This is a genomic window from Lacipirellula limnantheis, assembly GCF_007746075.1.
Lineage (GTDB): Bacteria > Planctomycetota > Planctomycetia > Pirellulales > Lacipirellulaceae > Lacipirellula > Lacipirellula limnantheis.
The window spans coordinates 6,494,551-6,512,232 of record NZ_CP036339.1; the positions used below are offsets into that span (position 1 = coordinate 6,494,551).

Genomic DNA, 17,682 nt, shown 5'->3' on the forward strand with positions numbered 1-17,682 from the left:
TCAATGGCCCAACCCCTCAACCGCGCCATCCACCTCTACCAAATCTCGCGTTACGCCGACGCCGAGCTTGAACTCCGCCGCGCCCTCGCTGAGAAGCCGCACGATCCCCACGCCCACGCGCTACTCGGCCTGTGCCTAGTGAGGCAGGAGAAGCTCCAGGAAGCGCAAGCCGAAGTGGAGCAGGCGATCACGCTCGCCCCCGATTGGGATTACGCCCACTTCTGCCGCGCGATCGTGCTTGAGGAACGACATCGCTTCGAGGAAGCCGAGGCGGCCGCGCGTGAGGCGGTGCGACTCAACCCGAGCAACCCCAACAATTACGCCCGATTGGCTACATCGCTTTACAGTCAACGCAAGTGGCGCCCCGCCCTCGACGCCACAACCGAAGGGCTACAGTACGACGCCGAGCACGCCGCCTGCACGAATCTTCGCGCAATGGCCCTCTCGATGCTCGGCATGCAAACCGAAGCCATCGCCAGCGTCGATCAATCGCTTGCCCGCAACCCTGACGACTCCTATGCCCATGTCAATAAGGCCTGGGCGCTCCTCCACGATGGCAAGCCCCGCCTTGCTCTCGAGCATTTCCGCGAAGCCCTCCGCCTCGACCCAACAAACGATTACGCCAAACACGGCATGGTCGAAGCCCTCAAGGCCCGCAATCCGCTCTACCGCTGGATGCTCGCCTATTTCCTCTGGATGGCGCGACTCGACGACCGAACGCGCTGGGGAGTCATCCTCGGCGGCTACTTCCTCTCGAGGCTATTACGCAATATGTCGCGTAAAAATCCCGAACTCCAAACCTGGGCGAATCCAATCCTGTTTCTCTACTTCGGCTTCGTCCTGCTCACTTGGTTCGCGACGCCGCTCTTCAACCTCCTTCTTCGTCTCAGTCGCTTCGGCCGATACGCGCTCTCGCGCGACCAGCGCATGGCGTCAAACTGGTTCGGCGGCTGCGTAGCAGTCGTCGCGGCCGGCGCCGTCGGCTTCTTCGCGTTCGGACTCGAACCAGCCGGCCTCGCGGCGCTCGTCGCCGCCGCCCTCGCGCTGCCGCTGGTGACGATCTATCAAGTTGAGGAAGGCTGGCCGCGCCAGGCTCTCGGCCTCTTGGCCGGCGGTATCGCGCTTACGGGGATCGCCGGCATCATCGGCTTTAGTTACGAACAAGAGTGGGCCAGCTTTTGCTTCGGCGCCCTTGCGCTGGCCGCCTTCGCCACCCCCTGGCTCGCCAACTACCTCGCCACCGTCACCGTCCGCCGTTAGCGCGCCTCACACATCGTTTTAAGCCCCTGGCTCCGCCAGGGGGTCGGCAACCCTACCGGCAGGCGCCGTCCCACATAACGCTACCCCCCGGCGGAGCCGGGGGGTAAAAACGCGGATCAACGCCCGCCTGCCCCATTCGTCATTCGTCATTCGTCATTCGTCATTCAATCCCAACGCCCCGCCGCTCCTTCAGCGTCGACAAATACTCCACTAGATCAACCAGCTCCGCCGCGGTCAGCAACTTCTGAATATCGGCCGGCATCAGCGACGCCTCCGACTTCGACTTCTCCTCAATCGTCGCCGTCGGAATCGACCGCACGATTCCCTTCTCATCCTTGAGCTTCAGTTCGTCAGCCGTCTCACTCACCAGCAGACCGCCATGCACGAGCCCGTCGTCGGTCAGCACGACCCAGTTCTCAAAGTTATGGCTGATCGCCGCCGACGGATAAAGAATCGATTCGAACATCGCCGGCCGCGCGAGCTTCTTGCCGATCTCCGACAAGTCGGGTCCCACTTCCGTCCCGTCGCCGTTCACTTGGTGACAATTGCGGCACGTTCCCGTCGCGTTGAACACGACCTTCCCGCGCTCCGCGTCGCCGGTCGAATCCACCAGTTCTGCCAGTGAGGGCAACGGCGTGCTGTCCTTCGTCGGCGGCGCTGGAAAGATCGCCGCCGCTTGCGTGCGAATCTCAGGCGAGGGAGCCGCCGCCAGCGCCGCCGCCCACGCCTCTTTCAATTGTTCAGGGAACTCCTGGCGCTGTGCGAGTTGCAATAGTTGCTCGGCCCCGCCCGCGTTGGCGCCGAGCGCCTTCACCGCCCCCCGCCGCGCCGCGAGCGGTCGATCGGCGTCGAGCGCCAGCGCCAGCAGCAGTTCGTTGCCGCGCGGATCGGCCGCCGTCGCCATCGCAGCCAGCGTCTGCGATACCAACTCGGCGTCATCGCTCCGCAAAGCGAGGTCGAACAATCCCTCCGGCCGGCACTGTTCGCTCGCATACAACACCGCGAGCGCATCAACCGCCAACTGCGACGCCGCCTGCCCCTGCGCGAGCGTCAACAGTTCCGCCAAACGATGCGACGCGCGAAACTTGTCGGTCAGCCGCACAAACTGTTCCGTCCCCCGACAGGCATCGAGCGCCTGGTCGAGCGCCGCTAACCGCGCGGCATCTTGCGAAAGATCGCACCCTTCCAACCGGTTGAGCGCCTCCGCCCGCACGAGCGTCGCCTGCTCAGGTGAGAGTCCTGCGAGGTCGTCAAAGGCCAACCCTTCCACCGCGGCCTGCATCGCTTCTCGCGACTGGAAATCAAGTGCGCGAAAGTAACGCGGCAGTTCCGCCAGCGGCGTCTGCGGATCGGCGATGATCGCCGCAAGCCGCGCGCTCGTCTCCGCCCCGCGCGAACGCCACCAAATATCACGCGCCGCGGCTGACGCTTGCCACTCGACGTCGCTCAGTTGCTCCAGGCGCTTCAAACATTCATCCCAGTGACCCTCAGCCGCAATTCCGAGCGCCTCCAGATACCAGCGATCCTTCCCGTCGTATTGCAGCGCCAGTTGCGCCCAGCGACTGGCCATCGATTCGCGTTCATCCGGCGCATGCCACTTCCACTCTTGCTTGGCGTCGTGCATCCACAACAGCATCTCGCGGCGAACGGCAGGCGACGGTTCTTCAATATTGGCGACCGCGAATAGCGCCAAACCTTGCAATTCTCCCGTCACCATTTCACGGGCCAGACGTATCCCAGCGACTCGCACGTTCGCGTCGCGATCTTTGAGGGCTTCATGCACAACCAACGCCGCGTGAGGTGAAAGCGAATTGAGGCGCCCCAGCGCCCACATTGCCCGCGCCCGCATCGCCGGATTCTCCGACGCGAACATCTCCCGCAGCGCCGGCTCCGCCTTCGCGCCCATCGCCTGCAGCGCCGTCCAAGCCACGTACCGCGTCGCCATATTCGGCGACTGCAGCGCGCTCACCGCTCCCGCCGGCGTCGAGACGTCGACCGCCGCCACATTATATTCCTTCGCCGCCGCGCCCTTGGGCGTCACCCGATACAACCGCCCCCGCCCCACATCCTGCATCCGATGTCCGCCGACGCCCGGGTCGTACCAGTCGGCGACGATCAACGACCCGTCGGGCGCCACGCAGACGTCGCTCGGCCGAAACCACTGGTTTCGCGAGCCGTCGATAATGTCGACGACCTCCGCCGTGTACCCCGCGCCGTCCGGCTTCGTTCGATACGCGCGACAAATGTTCGGCCCCGCATCGGTATGAATGAGCGCTCCGCGAAACGCCTTCGGCAGCAAGTTCCCTTCGTAGACGCAAATTCCCGTCGGCGCCCCGGCGCCCGTCTGCAGCAGATTCGGAATCACCCCCGGGTCGTTCAGATGCCAATGCCGCCGCGGAATTTCCGCCTCGATGTTGGTCCGCGGCTCGCCCCACGCGGCGCCGGTCAACTCGTCGTTGTAGCCATAGTTGCCGTAGTCCATCACATAGTTGATCCGCACCCCCTGGTTGCCATCGTCGTCGTTATCCGACTGCCACATCGTGCCGAACGAATCGACGCAGACCTCCCAGTTGTTGCGAAAGTTCCACGCCAGCGTCTCGAAGCCGCTCCCATCCAGATTGCAGCGAAAGACCATCCCCTGCTGGTACGGCTGCCGCGAATCGTTCACTTCATGACCCATCCGATCGACGATCGGTCGACCCTCTTTGTCCTTAATCTGCTCCCCTGCGTTCCCCATGTTGAAGTACAACTTGCCGTCAGGTCCGAAGTGGAACGCATGCACCCCATGATCATGCTGCGCCCCGCCGATGCCGGTGAAGAGCACGTCCTTGCGATCGGCTTTGAGGTCGCCGTCGTCGTCGATCAAAAAGAAAACGCTATCGAGCGCCGAGACGAGCGCGCGAGTTTCCTGGCCATCGCCGCGCGCCAGCACAAGGATTCCATGCGCCGAATCAACATCGTGCCCCTGATAAAACACCGTCGACGAGTCGGCCTCCGCATCGCCGTCCGTGTCTTCGAGCACCAGAATGCGATCCCCCTCCTGCCGATCGCCAATGACGTCGGCGTTCGCAAACGCCCGGTAGTTGATCGCCTCGCAGACCCAGACGCGGCCCAGATGATCGACGTCGATCGACGCCGGATTGGTCAACATCGGCTCCGACGCGAAGAGTTTCACCTCCAGATCGGGGTGAACCTCGAGCTGCTCCACAGACTGCGCCGCGACATGCTCGTCTCCCGTCGCATCATCCCCGCAAGCGATTAGCGGTAGGCAAACCAGCAACAACGCAACCAACAGCAGCTTCATAGGACACGGCCCGAACGGTGCAATGCGGGGAAAAGAACCGACCGGGCCAAACCGCAGCCCGCCGGCGCCGCTTTACCATAACTTGCCCCCGCGCCCCGCCGCCAGTCATTTCCTCACGCGCTACCCGCGCATTTCCTTAGCGTTCTTGGCGTCCTTGGCGGTTAAATTCTTGCCTACGCCGTCGTCGTTTCAGCCGCGCTCCGCCGATTATCCAAACTCCAAGCCCCCGCCCCATTCGCCATGATGAACAGCATCGCCCCCACGAGCGACGCATTCTTCATAAATTGAATCGTCTGCTGCTGCCGCTCGGCGGGGTCGTCGAACGTCCAGAAGTCGTGAAAGAAGTAAGTCGCCGCGACGAGAAACACCAGCAGCAGCGCCGCTCCGACCCGGGCCTGATAACCGACGGCGATCAAGACGGAGCCGACGATCAGGAACGCAATCGCCCCCGTCAACATCACCGTCGGCGCCGGCACCCCCTCGCTCGCCATGTAGCCAGCGATCTGAGAGAAGTTAGGAATCTTATTCCCCACGGCGCTCATGAAAAAGATGCCGACGAGCAGTACGCGCCCTGCCACGCTCGTCAAACCGATCAGTGGATTACTCACGACAGTCTCTCCTGCGAATTTGAATAACTAATAAATTTCGATGTTGAACCGCCAGGGACGCCAAGGAAATTCGCTCAGAATTGAACCACGACGACACGAAGGACACGACGACGAACTAAACGAACTGGATCTCACGCGACGAACGACTCATTCGTCATTCGGATTTCGTCACTCGTCATTTCCCCCCGTCGTGCTCGTCGGGTCGTCGTGTTTCACATTTTTCAACCCAAATCGAACACCATCACCTCAGCTGCTTCTTCAGCCCGGATCGCCACGGCAGCCTCTTCGCTTACCGCCGCCGCATCGCCGGCAGTCAGCTTCTCGCCATTCACCGTCGCAGCGCCGCGCAGGACCTGCACCCAGGCGTGCCGACCCGAATCCAACGGCAACGACGCTTCCTTCCCCGCTTCCAAATCGCCGAGGTAGATCGCCGCGTCTTGGTGAATCGTCAACGAATCGTCGCGCCCGTCGGGCGAAGCGACCAACCGCAGCCGATTCCGCTTCTCCGCCGTCGGCACGTCGAGTTCCTCGTAGCTCGGCGTCACATTCTTCTGATTCGGCTCGATCCAGATCTGATAGAAGTGGGCCGTGTTCTCCGGCGAAGGATTGAACTCGCTGTGCGTCACGCCGGTTCCCGCGCTCATCCGCTGGAACCGTCCCGGCGTCAACGTCGAGCCGTTGCCCATGCTGTCGCGATGAGCCAACTCGCCGTCGAGCACATAGGAGATGATTTCCATGTTGTCATGCGGATGCGTGCCAAAGCCCTTGCCCGGCGCGACGCGGTCTTCATTCATCACCCGCAGCGACCGGAAACCCATCTGCTGCGGGTCGTAGTACTGCCCAAACGAAAACGTATGCCGGCTCCGCAACCAACCATGATCCCCCAAGCCGCGCTCGTTGCTCTTCCGTACGCGAATCATTCTCAGCCTTCCTTTCTTTGGACCTGTTCTGAATTGACAACGACTCTTTTGGCGCTGTCAGTGGTCCGTCGTCCGTGGTCAGTTGCTAGGAAGAAGTCACTCCCCCGACGCAACTGACAACGGACCACTGACAACGGACCACTGACAACTGACAACTGACAACTGACAACTGACCGCCCCATCGCCACAATCCCTTACATGTAAGATATTGTGGCGAAAAAAACGCTACTCACTCACACCCGCGCATCTTCCCCGCGAGCTTTTCTATCAGCCCGACCAACTGCTTCACTTCGCTCTTCGACAACCCCGTCATGAGTTTCTCGTGCAGTTCCACCACCGGCTTATCAAGTTTCTTCAGCACGGCCTCCCCCTTCTTCGTCAGCGAGACATGAATCACCCGCCGGTCATCGGCAATCCGCCGCCGCTCCACCAGCAGTGCTTTTTCGAGTCGATCGACCAACCCAGTCATGGCCGGCACGGGCTGAATCATCCGTCCAGCCACCTCCTGCACCGGCAACGGCTCCCCCGCCCCCCGCAAAATCCGCAACACGTTGTACTGCGACGACGTCAGTTCGTAGTCGCGAAAGAGCGCCCCGAACCGATTCATCGACCAGTCGCTCACCCGCCACAAGCCGATCATCGCCTCTTGCTCCGCGCAAACGAACGGCTCGCGTTTCTTCAGCTCAGCTTGTAGCGAACCGCCCGACATGAAACTTCCCTCCGTCACGAATAACTATCGGCGATTTAATCGCCATGCCATTATCTTACATGTGAAATACATGCCTGTCAAGCGACTCGCTGGGAATCCGTAGGGTGCGGTGCTTGCACCCGCCTCTACCCGCCCTCAACTACAACCGCACCCCCTCCAACGCTGAAAGCGTCGCATCGTTCCGCCCGAGGTTGATCGCGCAACGACCTGCTCCGGGACACGCCCCACCCGCGAACCTGCCGGCCGTGCCAATTGTCCAACTCCCCGTCGGCCATTCTTTGCAGCCCTCAACATAAGGAGCCCGTCATGCGCACCTTCATCCTCACTACTGCCCTCGTGAGCCTGTCGCTCCGCTAAGCCTCATGCGTCCTTCTCGACGCCCGCTGGCCCCGCGGGCCAGGCTCTCGCTCATCGCTGATTCCCAATCGATCAGTCGCCTGCGCACTCATTACGCCCATTTCAGCCCCTGGCTCCGCCAGGGGGTCGGCCGCCATGCCGGTAGTCGTCGCCCTGCGTGACGCTACCCCCCGGCGAAGCCGGGGGCTGAACTCGGGACGACCTGCAACGCGCGGCTCACATTCCTCCCAGCGAGAGAGTTTCCATGTCGCTCGACAAGCGCACGCGCGAGCAAATGCTTGCGCACTGCGACGCTATCCACGAAGACGATGGCGTCGACCCCCGTGAATTCTTCAAGCTCCGTTCGCACCGCGATAAGCCCGATCGCAAGGCCCAGCAGCTCTGCCGTCAAGTTGGCGAGACGATCGATCAGATCCTCGCCGGCGAACTTGGCGACGCGGCGCTCAACGCGCTGCGCGTCGCATCGGTCGTCCCCGCGCCCGACGCGTCGCGCATGCTGGTCACGCTCGTGGCGACCAGCGACGACGGATCGTTCGACCGTGCCGCCATCGAACACAAACTAGCTGCAGTGACCGGACTGCTCCGCTCTGCGGTCGCCGCCGCCATCACGCGTCGCAAGGCGCCGAACCTCAGCTTCGTCGTCATTGGCCCGAACGACGGCGAAGCGACAACTCAAGCGACAGGAGGCGACGCATGAACGATTCCACGCCAACGGATGATTCCCCTCTGCCGCCGATCCGCGCCTGGCTGACCGAACCAATCGATCGCCAAGTCGCCCTGTCAATCGAGCGCCTCCGCTCCAGCGACGACGTCGCCGCGGTGGCGATCATGCCCGACGTGCATCTCGCCAAGGAGGTCTGCGTCGGCGCCGTCGTTGCCACCCGCGAGTTGATCTACCCCGCCGCCGTCGGCAGCGACATCGGCTGCGGCATGGCGGCCCTCGCACTCGATGCCGACGCCTCGCTGCTTGACAACGAACTCGCCGCCGGCCGCCTGCTGTCGCAACTCTACGCCCACGTCCCGGCCAACAAACACCCCAAGGCCCGCGCGAATCCCCCCGCCATCGACGAACTCCACCTCAGCGACGACCGCCTCAAACGGATTGCCGCCCGCGACGGCCGCGTCCAACTCGGCACCCTCGGGCGCGGCAACCACTTCTTCGAACTGCAGGCCGACGAGCAAGGCCGGCTCTGGGCGATGCTTCACAGCGGCTCCCGCGCCGTCGGCCAGGCGATCGCGCTCTGGCACATGGAGCGCGCCACCCCGTCAGGCAGCGGCCTCGCCTATCTCGACGCCGCGACCGCCGCCGGCCAGGCCTACCTCGCCGACGCCGAGTGGGCCCGCCGTTACGCCAGCGCGAATCGCCTCGCGATGCTCCACGCCCTCGCCGAGATGATGCAACATCTCTTCGCTGTGGAAGCCGATTGGTCAACCCTCATCCACAGCGATCACAACCACGTCCAGCGCGAGCGCCATGGCGACGAACATTACTGGATCCACCGCAAGGGCGCCCAATCCGCCGCCGTCGACGAACCGGGCGTCATCCCCGGCTCGATGGGTTCGCCGAGCTACCACACCGCCGGCCGTGGCTGTTCCACCGCCCTCGCCTCCTGCTCCCACGGCGCCGGCCGCCGCCTCAGCCGCACCGAAGCGAGCCGTAAGTTCAACGGCGCCGACCTCCGCCGCCAAGTCGGCAAGCTTTGGTTCGACCAACGTCGTGCGAGCTATCTCCGTGAAGAAGCCCCCGCGGCATACAAGGATATTCGGCAAGTGATGCAAGCGCAGCGGGAACTCACGAAGGTTATCCGCACGTTGCGACCGCTACTAACTTATAAGGGTCTCTGAAACGATTCAGCTGCGACAATTGTCAACAACTGGCTATACTTTGTCCAAGCCGCGCATTTGTCAAAGCCGCGCCGGCGCCCCATCTCTTGACTCTTCATCTGCATTGGGAAAGCAATGGACAAATACCAGCCCCTCCGCGACGCCGACACCAACGGCGCGAACTACGACCTCGACGCCGATCAAATCATCGCCCAACTCCAAACTTGGGACGCCAAGTACGGCGTCACGCTGAGCGACGTTGCGCACGACGCCGTCACGGTGACGTTCAATGCGATTCCCGTCGACGACGTACCGGCGCTAGCGGCGGAGATTTACGAGTTCTGCCCCGATACGATCGATCAGCACTTCGGCTGCTTCGCCGAGATGATCGAAATGGCCGACGAAACGGGCGAGGAACTCCCGCCGGAACTGTTGGAACTGACGACAGGAGTCGACTTCGAAGACGAGCAATACGGACTCGAACTCTTGCAACGCTCACTGGCCAAGCACCGGCAGGTCGCCCTCTGGTGGGACTGATTTTATTCCGAACTATTTCACGCATAGGCGCGAAGGCGCAAAAAGAGAATGCCTATCCGTTGTTTCCCTTTGCGCCTTCGCGCCTTTGCGTGAGACCTGCTTTTTCCCCGCACGACACACAAATTGGACGCCGCCCCGCCCCCTAATCATACTAACGGGCTCCCCAATCAACCGGCGGCCCGCACGCTGCCAGGCGCGATTCGTCGCAACGAATTCTTTCGCAATTCCACGCCTGGAGAAACGTATGCCTCGCCGTCTGACCTCGCGCTTCTTCTCAGTCTGCGCGACCGCAGTCTTCTGCCTGTCGCTCGCCCCCGCCCACGCCGCCCCGCTGGCGATCAAGTTCAAAAATACCTCCGGCCTCCCCGACGCGCAGGTTTACATCGGCTTCGTCGGCGCTGAAGCCCTCACCGCTACCAACAAAGCCACCAGCGCCCCGCTCGCCAAAAGCGAGTTCGGCAGCGAGCACTGGTACACGCTCGATACCCTCGCCCAGGGCGTCGACCTCACTTCGTTCAGCGGCCGCATCTACGTCGGCTACGGCTCGCCCTGGAACTTCACCCACGCCGGCTACGAACCCTCGCCCGTCAATCCGAGCGATCCCAACGCTCACAAACGGTACGACAAGGTCGAAATTACCTACCACGGCAACCCCGCCGACGTCGCCAACGCGACGTCGTTTGACTACTTCAGCATCCCCGTCGGCCTGAACGTCTACCACGGCGGCACGGGCGGCACGCTCGTGAAGTCGCTCAAGGCATCGCCCACCAGCGTCACGCTCGCCGCGATGGAGTCGATCGCCACGCCCCACGCCGCCGCGGTCGTGCGCGACGGATCGAACAACTTCGTCCGCGTCATCGGCCCCAGCGTCTACCCGCCGCCGCCGGGCCTCCCCGCCTCGCCGTACGACAATTTCGACGGCTACCTCGACTACCTCCACGCGTACGGCCAAAGCCACGGCGGCACGATCGCCCGCATCAAGGGCCACTTCAACGGCACCGGCGGCGGCCCCGCGCCCCATCAAGCCCAGGACTACGACTTCACCGCCACGATCGACGCCCAGCAAAATATCACGCTCACCGGCCACGGCGCCGCCGTCGGCAACCACACCCTCACGTTCCATCACGACGAACTGAACAACCCGGCCGCCATCTACGGCGCCAACCCCCACTTCCAACTCGACGGCGCCCCCATGACGCCGCAGAACGATCTCTTCGGCTGGATCATCGCGGACCTCTTCGCCGGCCTGAACATCGGCGCCCTCGGCAGCACCGTCGAAGTCGGCGGCCAGCAAGTCGGCCAGATGGAGAGCCAGCAATGGTTCGCCCTCACCCAGCGCTTCGCCGCGCTGCAGCCGAGCCACCCCTACTACAACCAGTGGGCCGCGAAGATGAGCGAGCTCTCCGACGCCTACAACTTCGCCTACACCGACCGCTTCGCCCACGTCGTCGCGCCGCTCAACCCCGCGGAGGTCGACACGCTCGAGCTCGTCTTTCTCCGCGAAACGGGCGCCGGCGCCGGCAATCCGGATCTCCCTGAACCAGCAAGCGCCGCGATCCTAGCCCTCGGCGCCGCCATAACGCTGGTCGCCCGACGACGACGTGTGACACTGGCATCCTGCCGGTGCTAAAGCGGGTACGCGCTCCCTCTACTGTTCCCATGCTGTGCTAGCAAGGGCTGCGCAACTTCCAGCGCCGCCCCCCCGAACCGGCATTGCCCAAACTACGAAAGAATTAGTAAAACAGTCGCATCAGCACGGAGGCTGGATGCAACGCATGGATGGCAAGCACCGCAATCAACGCTCTCGCGCCCCCCAGTGCGCAACTGCGGAACGCGCGACGCCCGTGCCCGGCTTCACCGTCCTCGAATTGCTCGTCGCCATTGGCGTCGTCAGCCTGCTTGCCGCGCTGCTGCTACCCGCGCTGATGGCCGCGCGCGAAGCCGCCCGCCGCACCACCTGCTCGAACCGGCTCCGCCAGATTGGCACGGCCTTTCAACTCCATCACGACCGCGCCGGCGAACTGCCCGCCGCCTGGCGTTTGGCCGCGTCAGACAAGCGTTTCGCCTACGGCTGGGCCGTAAAAATCTTGCCCGATCTTGAGCAAGCGAATTTGGCGAGCCATATCGACGCCGACGCGCGACCAGCCGTCGCGGGACAGCAGGTCGCCGAGTTGCCCGAGCTGATCTGCCCTTCCGACATCACCGAAGCGTTCTTCGATCTTTGGCCCGAGTCCCCCGACGGCGATCCAGTCGCCAGTTCCGGCGCCGCGCTGATCCGCATCCCGACCGCCAACTACCAAGGCGTGTTCGGCAATTCTGAAGGCGACGAAGCGTACGAACCCTTCGCCGCCGCCAATCCCGCTTTTGGCGAAGGCGCCGTCGTGCATAATCGCCGCGTCCGCTGGTCCGATTTCGAGCGCGGGCTCAGCGACACGCTGCTCGTCGGCGAACGAACCATGGCAATGGTCCCCTCGACTTGGCTCGGCGTCGATCTCCGCGGCGAAGATGCGACTTGCCGGTTGGTCGGGTCCGCGATCACCCGCCCCAACTGCACCGCCTGCGACGAATGCGAGTTCAGCAGCCGTCACGCCGACGGCTCGCTGTTCGCTTGGGCGGACGGGCATGTGTCGCTGCTCAGCGAAGACATTGATTCGAGCGCGTACCAGCGACTCGCCCGCCGCGCGGAGTCTCCCTGATGGACGATGGACGCATGAACGAACCAGCCGACACGTTAGTCCTCACGGCCGCCGAGGCGGAGGTGATGAACGTCATCTGGGATCAATTTCCCGCGTCCGTCGCCGACGTCGTCGAGCGCTTGCCGCGCGAACTGGCCTACACAACGGTGATGACGACGGTCCGCATTCTGGAAAACAAGGGATTCGTCGCGCAGTGCGGCAAGCGCGGTCGCGCATTCCTCTACGAGCCAGCCGTCGATCGCAACGCCGTTCAAGGTTCGATGTCGCAGGAAGTCGCCAAACGCCTCTTCGGCGGCTCGGTCAAGTCGCTGGTCTTGAACCTGGTGCGCGACGAGTCGATCAGCGCCGACGACCTGGCCGAAGTAAAACGCCTGATCGAAGAGTTGGAGGCCGCGAAGTGAACGCCCTCCAATGGTTCGAAGTCATCGTTTCCCTCGCCGTGCAGGTGACGGCGATCACCATCGCCGCGGTCGCGCTTGAACGTCGCGCTCCGGCGGCCATGGTTAAAACCCGCGTCTGGGTCTGCTACTACGCGGCGCTCGTCGGGCTTCTGGCGGCCGGGCTCTTGCTCCCGCGCGCCCAGTGGATTCATCCCTGGCAAACCCTCAGCGACGGCGATCTCCTGCGCATGATCAACCTCCAGCAAGCGGCCGCTCTGGTTCTACTGACCATTTGGTTGGCGGGCCTGGGCTGCCTTGCCGCGCAGTGGATGATTGATTTCTGGCGGCTGCGCCGCTTCCTCCAGCACTGCCCGCTGGCCGCCAGCGCGGAACAAGATCGGCTTCGCGCCGCGGCGCCGCAGGCGCTGCTGAGGTTCGCCGGACGATCGGTTCAGTTTCGCGTGGCTCCCGAGGCGGCGGGACCTTTCTGCTACCAGTTTCATCAACCGGCGGTCTATTTGCCGCAGTCGCTCATTGACGGCGACGCCGCGGAGCTGCGCCATGTGCTGCGCCACGAATTGACCCACCTCCACACGCATCATCCGCTGCAAGTCTTCGTCCAGCGATTCGTTCAGACGGTCTTCTGGTTCGTGCCCCCAATCTGGACTGCCGGGCGCCGCGCCGCCCTCGCCCGCGAGTTTGTCTGCGATGAGGCCGCCGTCGACCAAGGCGCTTCCGCCGCCAGCTACTTGAAGACGCTGCTGCGCTACGCCGAACTCCAGCGGCCGGGCAGCGCCGTGCTCGCGATTTCGCCGTCGAGCAGCGAATTGCGCATCCGGGCGCAGCGACTCGCCCAGTCTGGTCCAGCGCGGGCGGGGCGTGTTGCGAGGCTCGCCCCGGCGTGTCTTCTCTTGGCGGCTCTTCTTCTCTCCCAGGCTTGGCTGCCGACCAATCCCCTGGCCTCGCCAAAATCCGGCTACTCCCCCTGGCCCTCCTGGTCGGCCGCCGCCCTCCACGTGTTCGACGTCTCGGTGCGGGACTTCGATCAGTTCGAGGGGCGTCTGCAAGTTTACGAGTTATCCCAGCAGCGCTGATTGCAGCGGCGCGACCTCTTCATTCTGAAGTTTTTCGCCCGAAATTACTAATGTTTTAATAGTTGACTACGCGACACAACCATGAGCCCTGCGTTGCACGGATGCCACGATGACCCCACTCTCGCCAATTGTTTCGCCCGCGCCAGTTGACGCACCTGGCGTCAGCGTCTCGCTGTTGCTCCCCGTCTGGAACGAAGCGGGCTCGATCGCCCGGACCGTTGCTGGCGTCGACGAAGCGCTGGCGCGGATCGTCCCCGCGTTCGAGATTCTGATTATCGATGACGGCGGACGCGACGGCTCCTCCGCCGTCGCGCAGGCCCTTGCGGCCAAGAATCCCGCCGTCCGACTAGTTCATCACGAGCCCAATCGCGGGTACGGCGCGGCGCTCAAGTCAGGTTTTCTCGCCGCGACCTGCGACCTCGTCCTGTTCGCCGACGCCGCCGGCCAGTGCGACGTCGCGCGGCTCGATCGCCTGGCGCTGTTGTCGCGGGCTTACGACATTGTCTGCGGCGGCGGAGTCGCCCGCCGACAGCCTCCCATGCGTACGGCATACTTCAAGCTGTTCAATCGACTTCAAGCCGCACTCAGCGCCACGGATCTGCGCGACGCGCCACGAGGCCTCAAACTGTTTCACCGCGAGTCGCTGCTCAATCTGACCCCCGTCGCCGTCGACTTGGGAGCCAGCGCCACGCGACGCCAAATCCTTCAACAACAAGCGGGCTAAGGCCCGTGATGTTCCCCAAACTCAAACCAGCGCCAAATCAAGCGCCATCGAGCCCATAAGATGATGTCAACCGCAGACGGAAACATCGCGCCCCAGCACGATTGGGCGGCCCGCATCGTCAAGCGCCGCGTCCATATCACCTTCGCCGTCGGCGCCATCCTCGTCGTCGGCAGCCTGATGGCCGGCGTTCAGCCCCACGACCTGACCAATCTCGGCGATGCCCAGTCGTGGATCGGCGTGCTCCTCGTGGTCGGCGGATTGGCGATTCGTTCGTGGGCGGCCGGCACCTTGCGCAAGTACGCCGAGTTAACCACCGTCGGCCCCTACTCGATCGTTCGCAATCCGCTGTACATCGGTTCGATGCTGATGCTGATCGGCTTCTGCATCTTGATCGGCCAAGGCCGCCTGGTTTGGTTGATCGTCGGCCCCTTCGCGCTGTTGTTTTTGAGCACGATCAAACAAGAGGAAGGCATTCTCTCGGCGCAGTACGGCGCCGTGTGGCAGCAGTACGCCGCCGCCACGCCGCGCTTTCTACCGCGCACGCTCGCGGTCCGCACCGGTCAATGGAGCGCCTACCAATGGCGCCGCAACCGCGAATATCAAGCGGTCGCCGCCACCGTGCTCGGGCTGGTCGGCCTGCAACTCTGGCAGCACGTCTAAAGCGCCCTGCAAATCAAAGCAACTTGCACAGCGACTAACGCGCGCCGTCAACCGCCGCCGCCTGCGACTGTTCCAGCTGCTTGACGTCTTGCGGCGAGAGCATCGGCCGATCGACCTTGATCGTCAGCTTCTCAAGCGTCGCCGTGAGCGCGAACGGCGGTTGATAGTCGGCGTCGTTCACGCCCGTCAGCGTGTCCGATCCAATGTCGAAGCTCTCGTCCCACTGCAGGATCATCGGCAGCGTCTTGGGCATCTTGATCGTCTGGACTTCCTTGCCGTCGACCTTCAACGTCCCCGTCCCCGCGCGCCCCAGCCCGCTGAGGTTGTTGAACGCCAACGTCCCCACGCCGAGGCCGTCGTACTTGAAGTCGAACTCGAGCGTATGCTTGCCCGGCGCGAGCGCCTCCGGCCCCTCCCATTTGACTCGTTCGAGATCGATGAGATTCCACAAGAACACCGGCTTTCCCTTCAGCAGGTAGAAGCCGTAGCCCGCGAACCGGCCGCCGGAAGTCAAAATCATGCCCTCGGCGCCCGCCGCCGGCACGTCGATCTCCGCCGTGATCGTGTACGAACTATTGAGCAAAAACGGCGAATCGCCCTGCGGCAAGCCAACCATCGGTCGCGTGTAGACGAACTCATTGCGCCCCGCGGTGATGTTCGGCCGCGGCGCCACGATCCGCGGCGCCACCGACGCGTCGAGCGGCAAGACGTTGTACTTCCGCGCCTCGCTCAGGAAGAGCTTCTTCAGCTCCGCCACCTTGTCCGGATGCTTGGCCGCGACGTCGTTGACCTGCGAGAAGTCTTCCTCCAGGTGGTAGAGTTCCCAGGCGACGTTGTTCACCGGATCAGGGTTCACCGCGCCAAAGGCTTCCCACGGCGGCCGCGTCACCTTGGTGCTCAGCAGCCAACCCTCGTGGTAAATCGAGTGATCGCCGAACATCTCGAAATACTGCGTCGTGTGCCGCGACGGGGCCTCCGCGCTTGCCTGATCAAACGTGTAAGCGAAGCTCGTTCCCTCGATCGGCGCCTGCTTGATGCCGTCCACCAGTTCCGGCGCGGCGATTCCCGTCACTTCGAGGATCGTCGGCACAACGTCGATCACATGGGTGAATTGATTCCGCACGCCGCCCCGATCCTTGATGCCGGCCGGCCACGAAATGCACATCCCTTGTCGCACCCCGCCCAGGTGCGAAGCGATCTGCTTGAACCAGCTGAACGGCGTGTCGAACGCCCAAGCCCAATGCGCCGACATGTGGTTGTACGTTTGCGCCGTCCCCCACACGTCGTACCACTTCATCTGCGCTTCCACCGGTACGGTCACCCCGTTGAAGAACGCCACCTCGTTGGGAGTACCGTACAATCCGCCTTCGGCGCTCGTGCCGTTGTCGCCGTTGATGTAGATAATCAGCGTGTTGTCGAGCTCGCCCATATCCTCGACCGCTTGGATGACGCGGCCGATCTCATGATCGTTGTAGGCGGCGAAGGCGGCGAACGTTTCGACCTGCCGGATAAACAGCTTCTTCTCTTCGGCGCTGCAGGCGTCCCACTCTTTCAGGATTTCCTTCGGCCACGGCGAAAGCTGCGCATCCTGCGGAATGATCCCCAGCCGCTTCTGGTTGGCGAAGATTCGTTCCCGCAGCTTGTTCCAACCGTCGTCGAACAAGTGCATCTTCTGAATCTTTTCCACCCACTCCTTCGTCGGATGGTGCGGCGCGTGCGTCGCGCCGGGAACGTAATAACAAAAGAAAGGTTTGCTCGGATCGATTTGGTGGGCCTGATTCATCCAGTCGATCGCTTCGTTGGCCATCGCCGTGACTAGGTTCCAATCAGGCTTGCCTTCAAACGGATAGATCTGCGTCGTGTTCCGAAACAGGTTCGGCTGCCATTGGTTGGCGTCGCCGCCGACGAACCCGTAGAAGTATTCAAAGCCCATCCCCGTCGGCCAGCGTTCAAACGGCCCGATCGCGCTCGCCTCGAACGTCGGCGTATTGTGATCCTTTCCAAACCAGGAAGTCGCGTACCCGTTGTCGCGCAGCACGCGGCCGATCGTCGCCTTGTCGCGGCCGATCAAGCTGTTGTACCCAGGGAATCCTGTCGCCTGCTCCGCCACGACGCCGAAGCCCGCTGAATGGTGATTGCGTCCGGTGATCAGCGCCGCGCGCGTCGGCGAGCACAACGCGGTCGAATAGACTTGCGTGTAGCGCAGCCCGTTCTTCGCGATCCGATCCATGTTCGGCGTCGGAATGACGCCGCCGTAGGTGCTCGGCACGGCAAAACCGGAGTCGTCCGTCATAATCAACAGCACGTTCGGCGCCTTCTTCGGCGGCACGATCCGCGGAGCCCACCAGGGCTTTGACTTTTGCGTCGTTTCCCCGATGACGCCGCCAAACTTCGGCTCCGGAGCCGGCAACTGCTTCCCGTCGATCGTCGTCGTCGCGCTCGGCGCGCCTGGCGTTCCGGTCGTTTCAATCGCCGTGTCGCCGCGGACCGCGGCTGAGAAACCGCTCATGGCGGCCAAGCAGGCGGCCGCCCAAAAGAACGTGCGCATCATCGTTGCCCCGTCATTTGAAGGAGTGTGCTGTGCTGCCAAACAAGGCGCGCGCCAAGCT

General features: G+C 63.4%; 15 protein-coding genes. 10 read left to right on the forward strand and 5 right to left on the reverse strand.

Annotated features, from left to right (window positions below; translation table 11 throughout):
- Nucleotides 1–3 precede the first annotated feature (3 nt).
- On the forward strand, nucleotides 4–1,260 hold the full coding sequence (locus I41_RS25455; protein ID WP_145435832.1) for a tetratricopeptide repeat protein: 1,257 nt from the start codon (nucleotides 4–6) through the stop codon (nucleotides 1,258–1,260).
- A 160-nt stretch (nucleotides 1,261–1,420) separates the two neighbouring features.
- Here the strand turns inward: I41_RS25455 and I41_RS28385 are convergent, their stop codons facing one another.
- The 4 genes from I41_RS28385 to I41_RS25475 form a co-directional block, all read right to left on the reverse strand.
- On the reverse strand, nucleotides 1,421–4,564 hold the full coding sequence (locus I41_RS28385) for a PVC-type heme-binding CxxCH protein (RefSeq protein ID WP_145435833.1): 3,144 nt from the start codon (nucleotides 4,562–4,564) through the stop codon (nucleotides 1,421–1,423).
- A 173-nt stretch (nucleotides 4,565–4,737) separates the two neighbouring features.
- Nucleotides 4,738–5,172: a DoxX family protein gene (locus I41_RS25465; RefSeq protein ID WP_145435834.1), complete on the reverse strand. Its 435-nt coding sequence runs from the start codon at nucleotides 5,170–5,172 to the stop codon at nucleotides 4,738–4,740.
- Between the two features lie 221 nt (nucleotides 5,173–5,393).
- Nucleotides 5,394–6,092 carry a pirin family protein gene (locus tag I41_RS25470; RefSeq protein ID WP_145435835.1) on the reverse strand — a complete coding sequence of 233 codons (699 nt, stop codon included), beginning with the start codon at nucleotides 6,090–6,092 and terminating at the stop codon, nucleotides 5,394–5,396.
- Nucleotides 6,093–6,321: 229 nt separating this feature from the next.
- Nucleotides 6,322–6,801, reverse strand: coding sequence for a MarR family winged helix-turn-helix transcriptional regulator (locus I41_RS25475; RefSeq protein ID WP_145435836.1), 480 nt, complete (start codon nucleotides 6,799–6,801; stop codon nucleotides 6,322–6,324).
- A 601-nt stretch (nucleotides 6,802–7,402) separates the two neighbouring features.
- On the opposite strand from I41_RS25475, the gene I41_RS25480 reads away from it, so the two are divergent.
- The 9 genes from I41_RS25480 (at nucleotide 7,403) to I41_RS25520 (ending at nucleotide 15,073) form a co-directional block, all read left to right on the forward strand.
- The gene (locus I41_RS25480) at nucleotides 7,403–7,855 is read left to right on the forward strand and encodes a ribosome-binding factor A (protein ID WP_145435837.1); all 453 of its coding nucleotides are present in this window, start codon (nucleotides 7,403–7,405) and stop codon (nucleotides 7,853–7,855) included.
- Nucleotides 7,852–9,003 (forward strand): RtcB family protein, encoded by a 1,152-nt coding sequence (locus I41_RS25485; RefSeq protein WP_145435838.1) that lies wholly within the window; start codon nucleotides 7,852–7,854, stop codon nucleotides 9,001–9,003. The genes I41_RS25480 and I41_RS25485 overlap by 4 nt, the downstream gene beginning before the upstream one ends.
- Nucleotides 9,004–9,117: 114 nt before the next feature.
- Nucleotides 9,118–9,519, forward strand: a complete 402-nt coding sequence (locus I41_RS25490; RefSeq protein WP_145435839.1) for a DUF4253 domain-containing protein — start codon at nucleotides 9,118–9,120, stop codon at nucleotides 9,517–9,519.
- Between the two features lie 244 nt (nucleotides 9,520–9,763).
- A complete protein-coding gene (locus I41_RS25495; RefSeq protein ID WP_145435840.1) occupies nucleotides 9,764–11,149 on the forward strand; it encodes a beta-1,3-glucanase family protein in 1,386 nt (461 codons plus the stop codon).
- 136 nt (nucleotides 11,150–11,285) lie between these two features.
- On the forward strand, nucleotides 11,286–12,215 hold the full coding sequence (locus I41_RS25500; RefSeq protein ID WP_246133752.1) for a DUF1559 domain-containing protein: 930 nt from the start codon (nucleotides 11,286–11,288) through the stop codon (nucleotides 12,213–12,215).
- Between the two features lie 14 nt (nucleotides 12,216–12,229).
- Complete coding sequence (locus I41_RS25505) at nucleotides 12,230–12,616, forward strand: BlaI/MecI/CopY family transcriptional regulator (RefSeq protein WP_145435841.1); 387 nt, start codon at nucleotides 12,230–12,232, stop codon at nucleotides 12,614–12,616.
- Nucleotides 12,613–13,689 (forward strand): M56 family metallopeptidase, encoded by a 1,077-nt coding sequence (locus I41_RS25510; RefSeq protein ID WP_145435842.1) that lies wholly within the window; start codon nucleotides 12,613–12,615, stop codon nucleotides 13,687–13,689. Before I41_RS25505 ends, I41_RS25510 begins: the two co-directional genes overlap by 4 nt.
- A gap of 109 nt (nucleotides 13,690–13,798) precedes the next feature.
- Nucleotides 13,799–14,413, forward strand: a complete 615-nt coding sequence (locus tag I41_RS25515) for a glycosyltransferase family 2 protein (protein ID WP_145435843.1) — start codon at nucleotides 13,799–13,801, stop codon at nucleotides 14,411–14,413.
- Nucleotides 14,414–14,473: 60 nt separating this feature from the next.
- Nucleotides 14,474–15,073, forward strand: a complete 600-nt coding sequence (locus I41_RS25520; RefSeq protein WP_145435844.1) for a methyltransferase family protein — start codon at nucleotides 14,474–14,476, stop codon at nucleotides 15,071–15,073.
- A gap of 34 nt (nucleotides 15,074–15,107) precedes the next feature.
- On the opposite strand, the gene I41_RS25525 is transcribed toward I41_RS25520, so the two are convergent.
- The gene (locus I41_RS25525; RefSeq protein WP_145435845.1) at nucleotides 15,108–17,624 is read right to left on the reverse strand and encodes an arylsulfatase; all 2,517 of its coding nucleotides are present in this window, start codon (nucleotides 17,622–17,624) and stop codon (nucleotides 15,108–15,110) included.
- Nucleotides 17,625–17,682 lie beyond the last annotated feature (58 nt).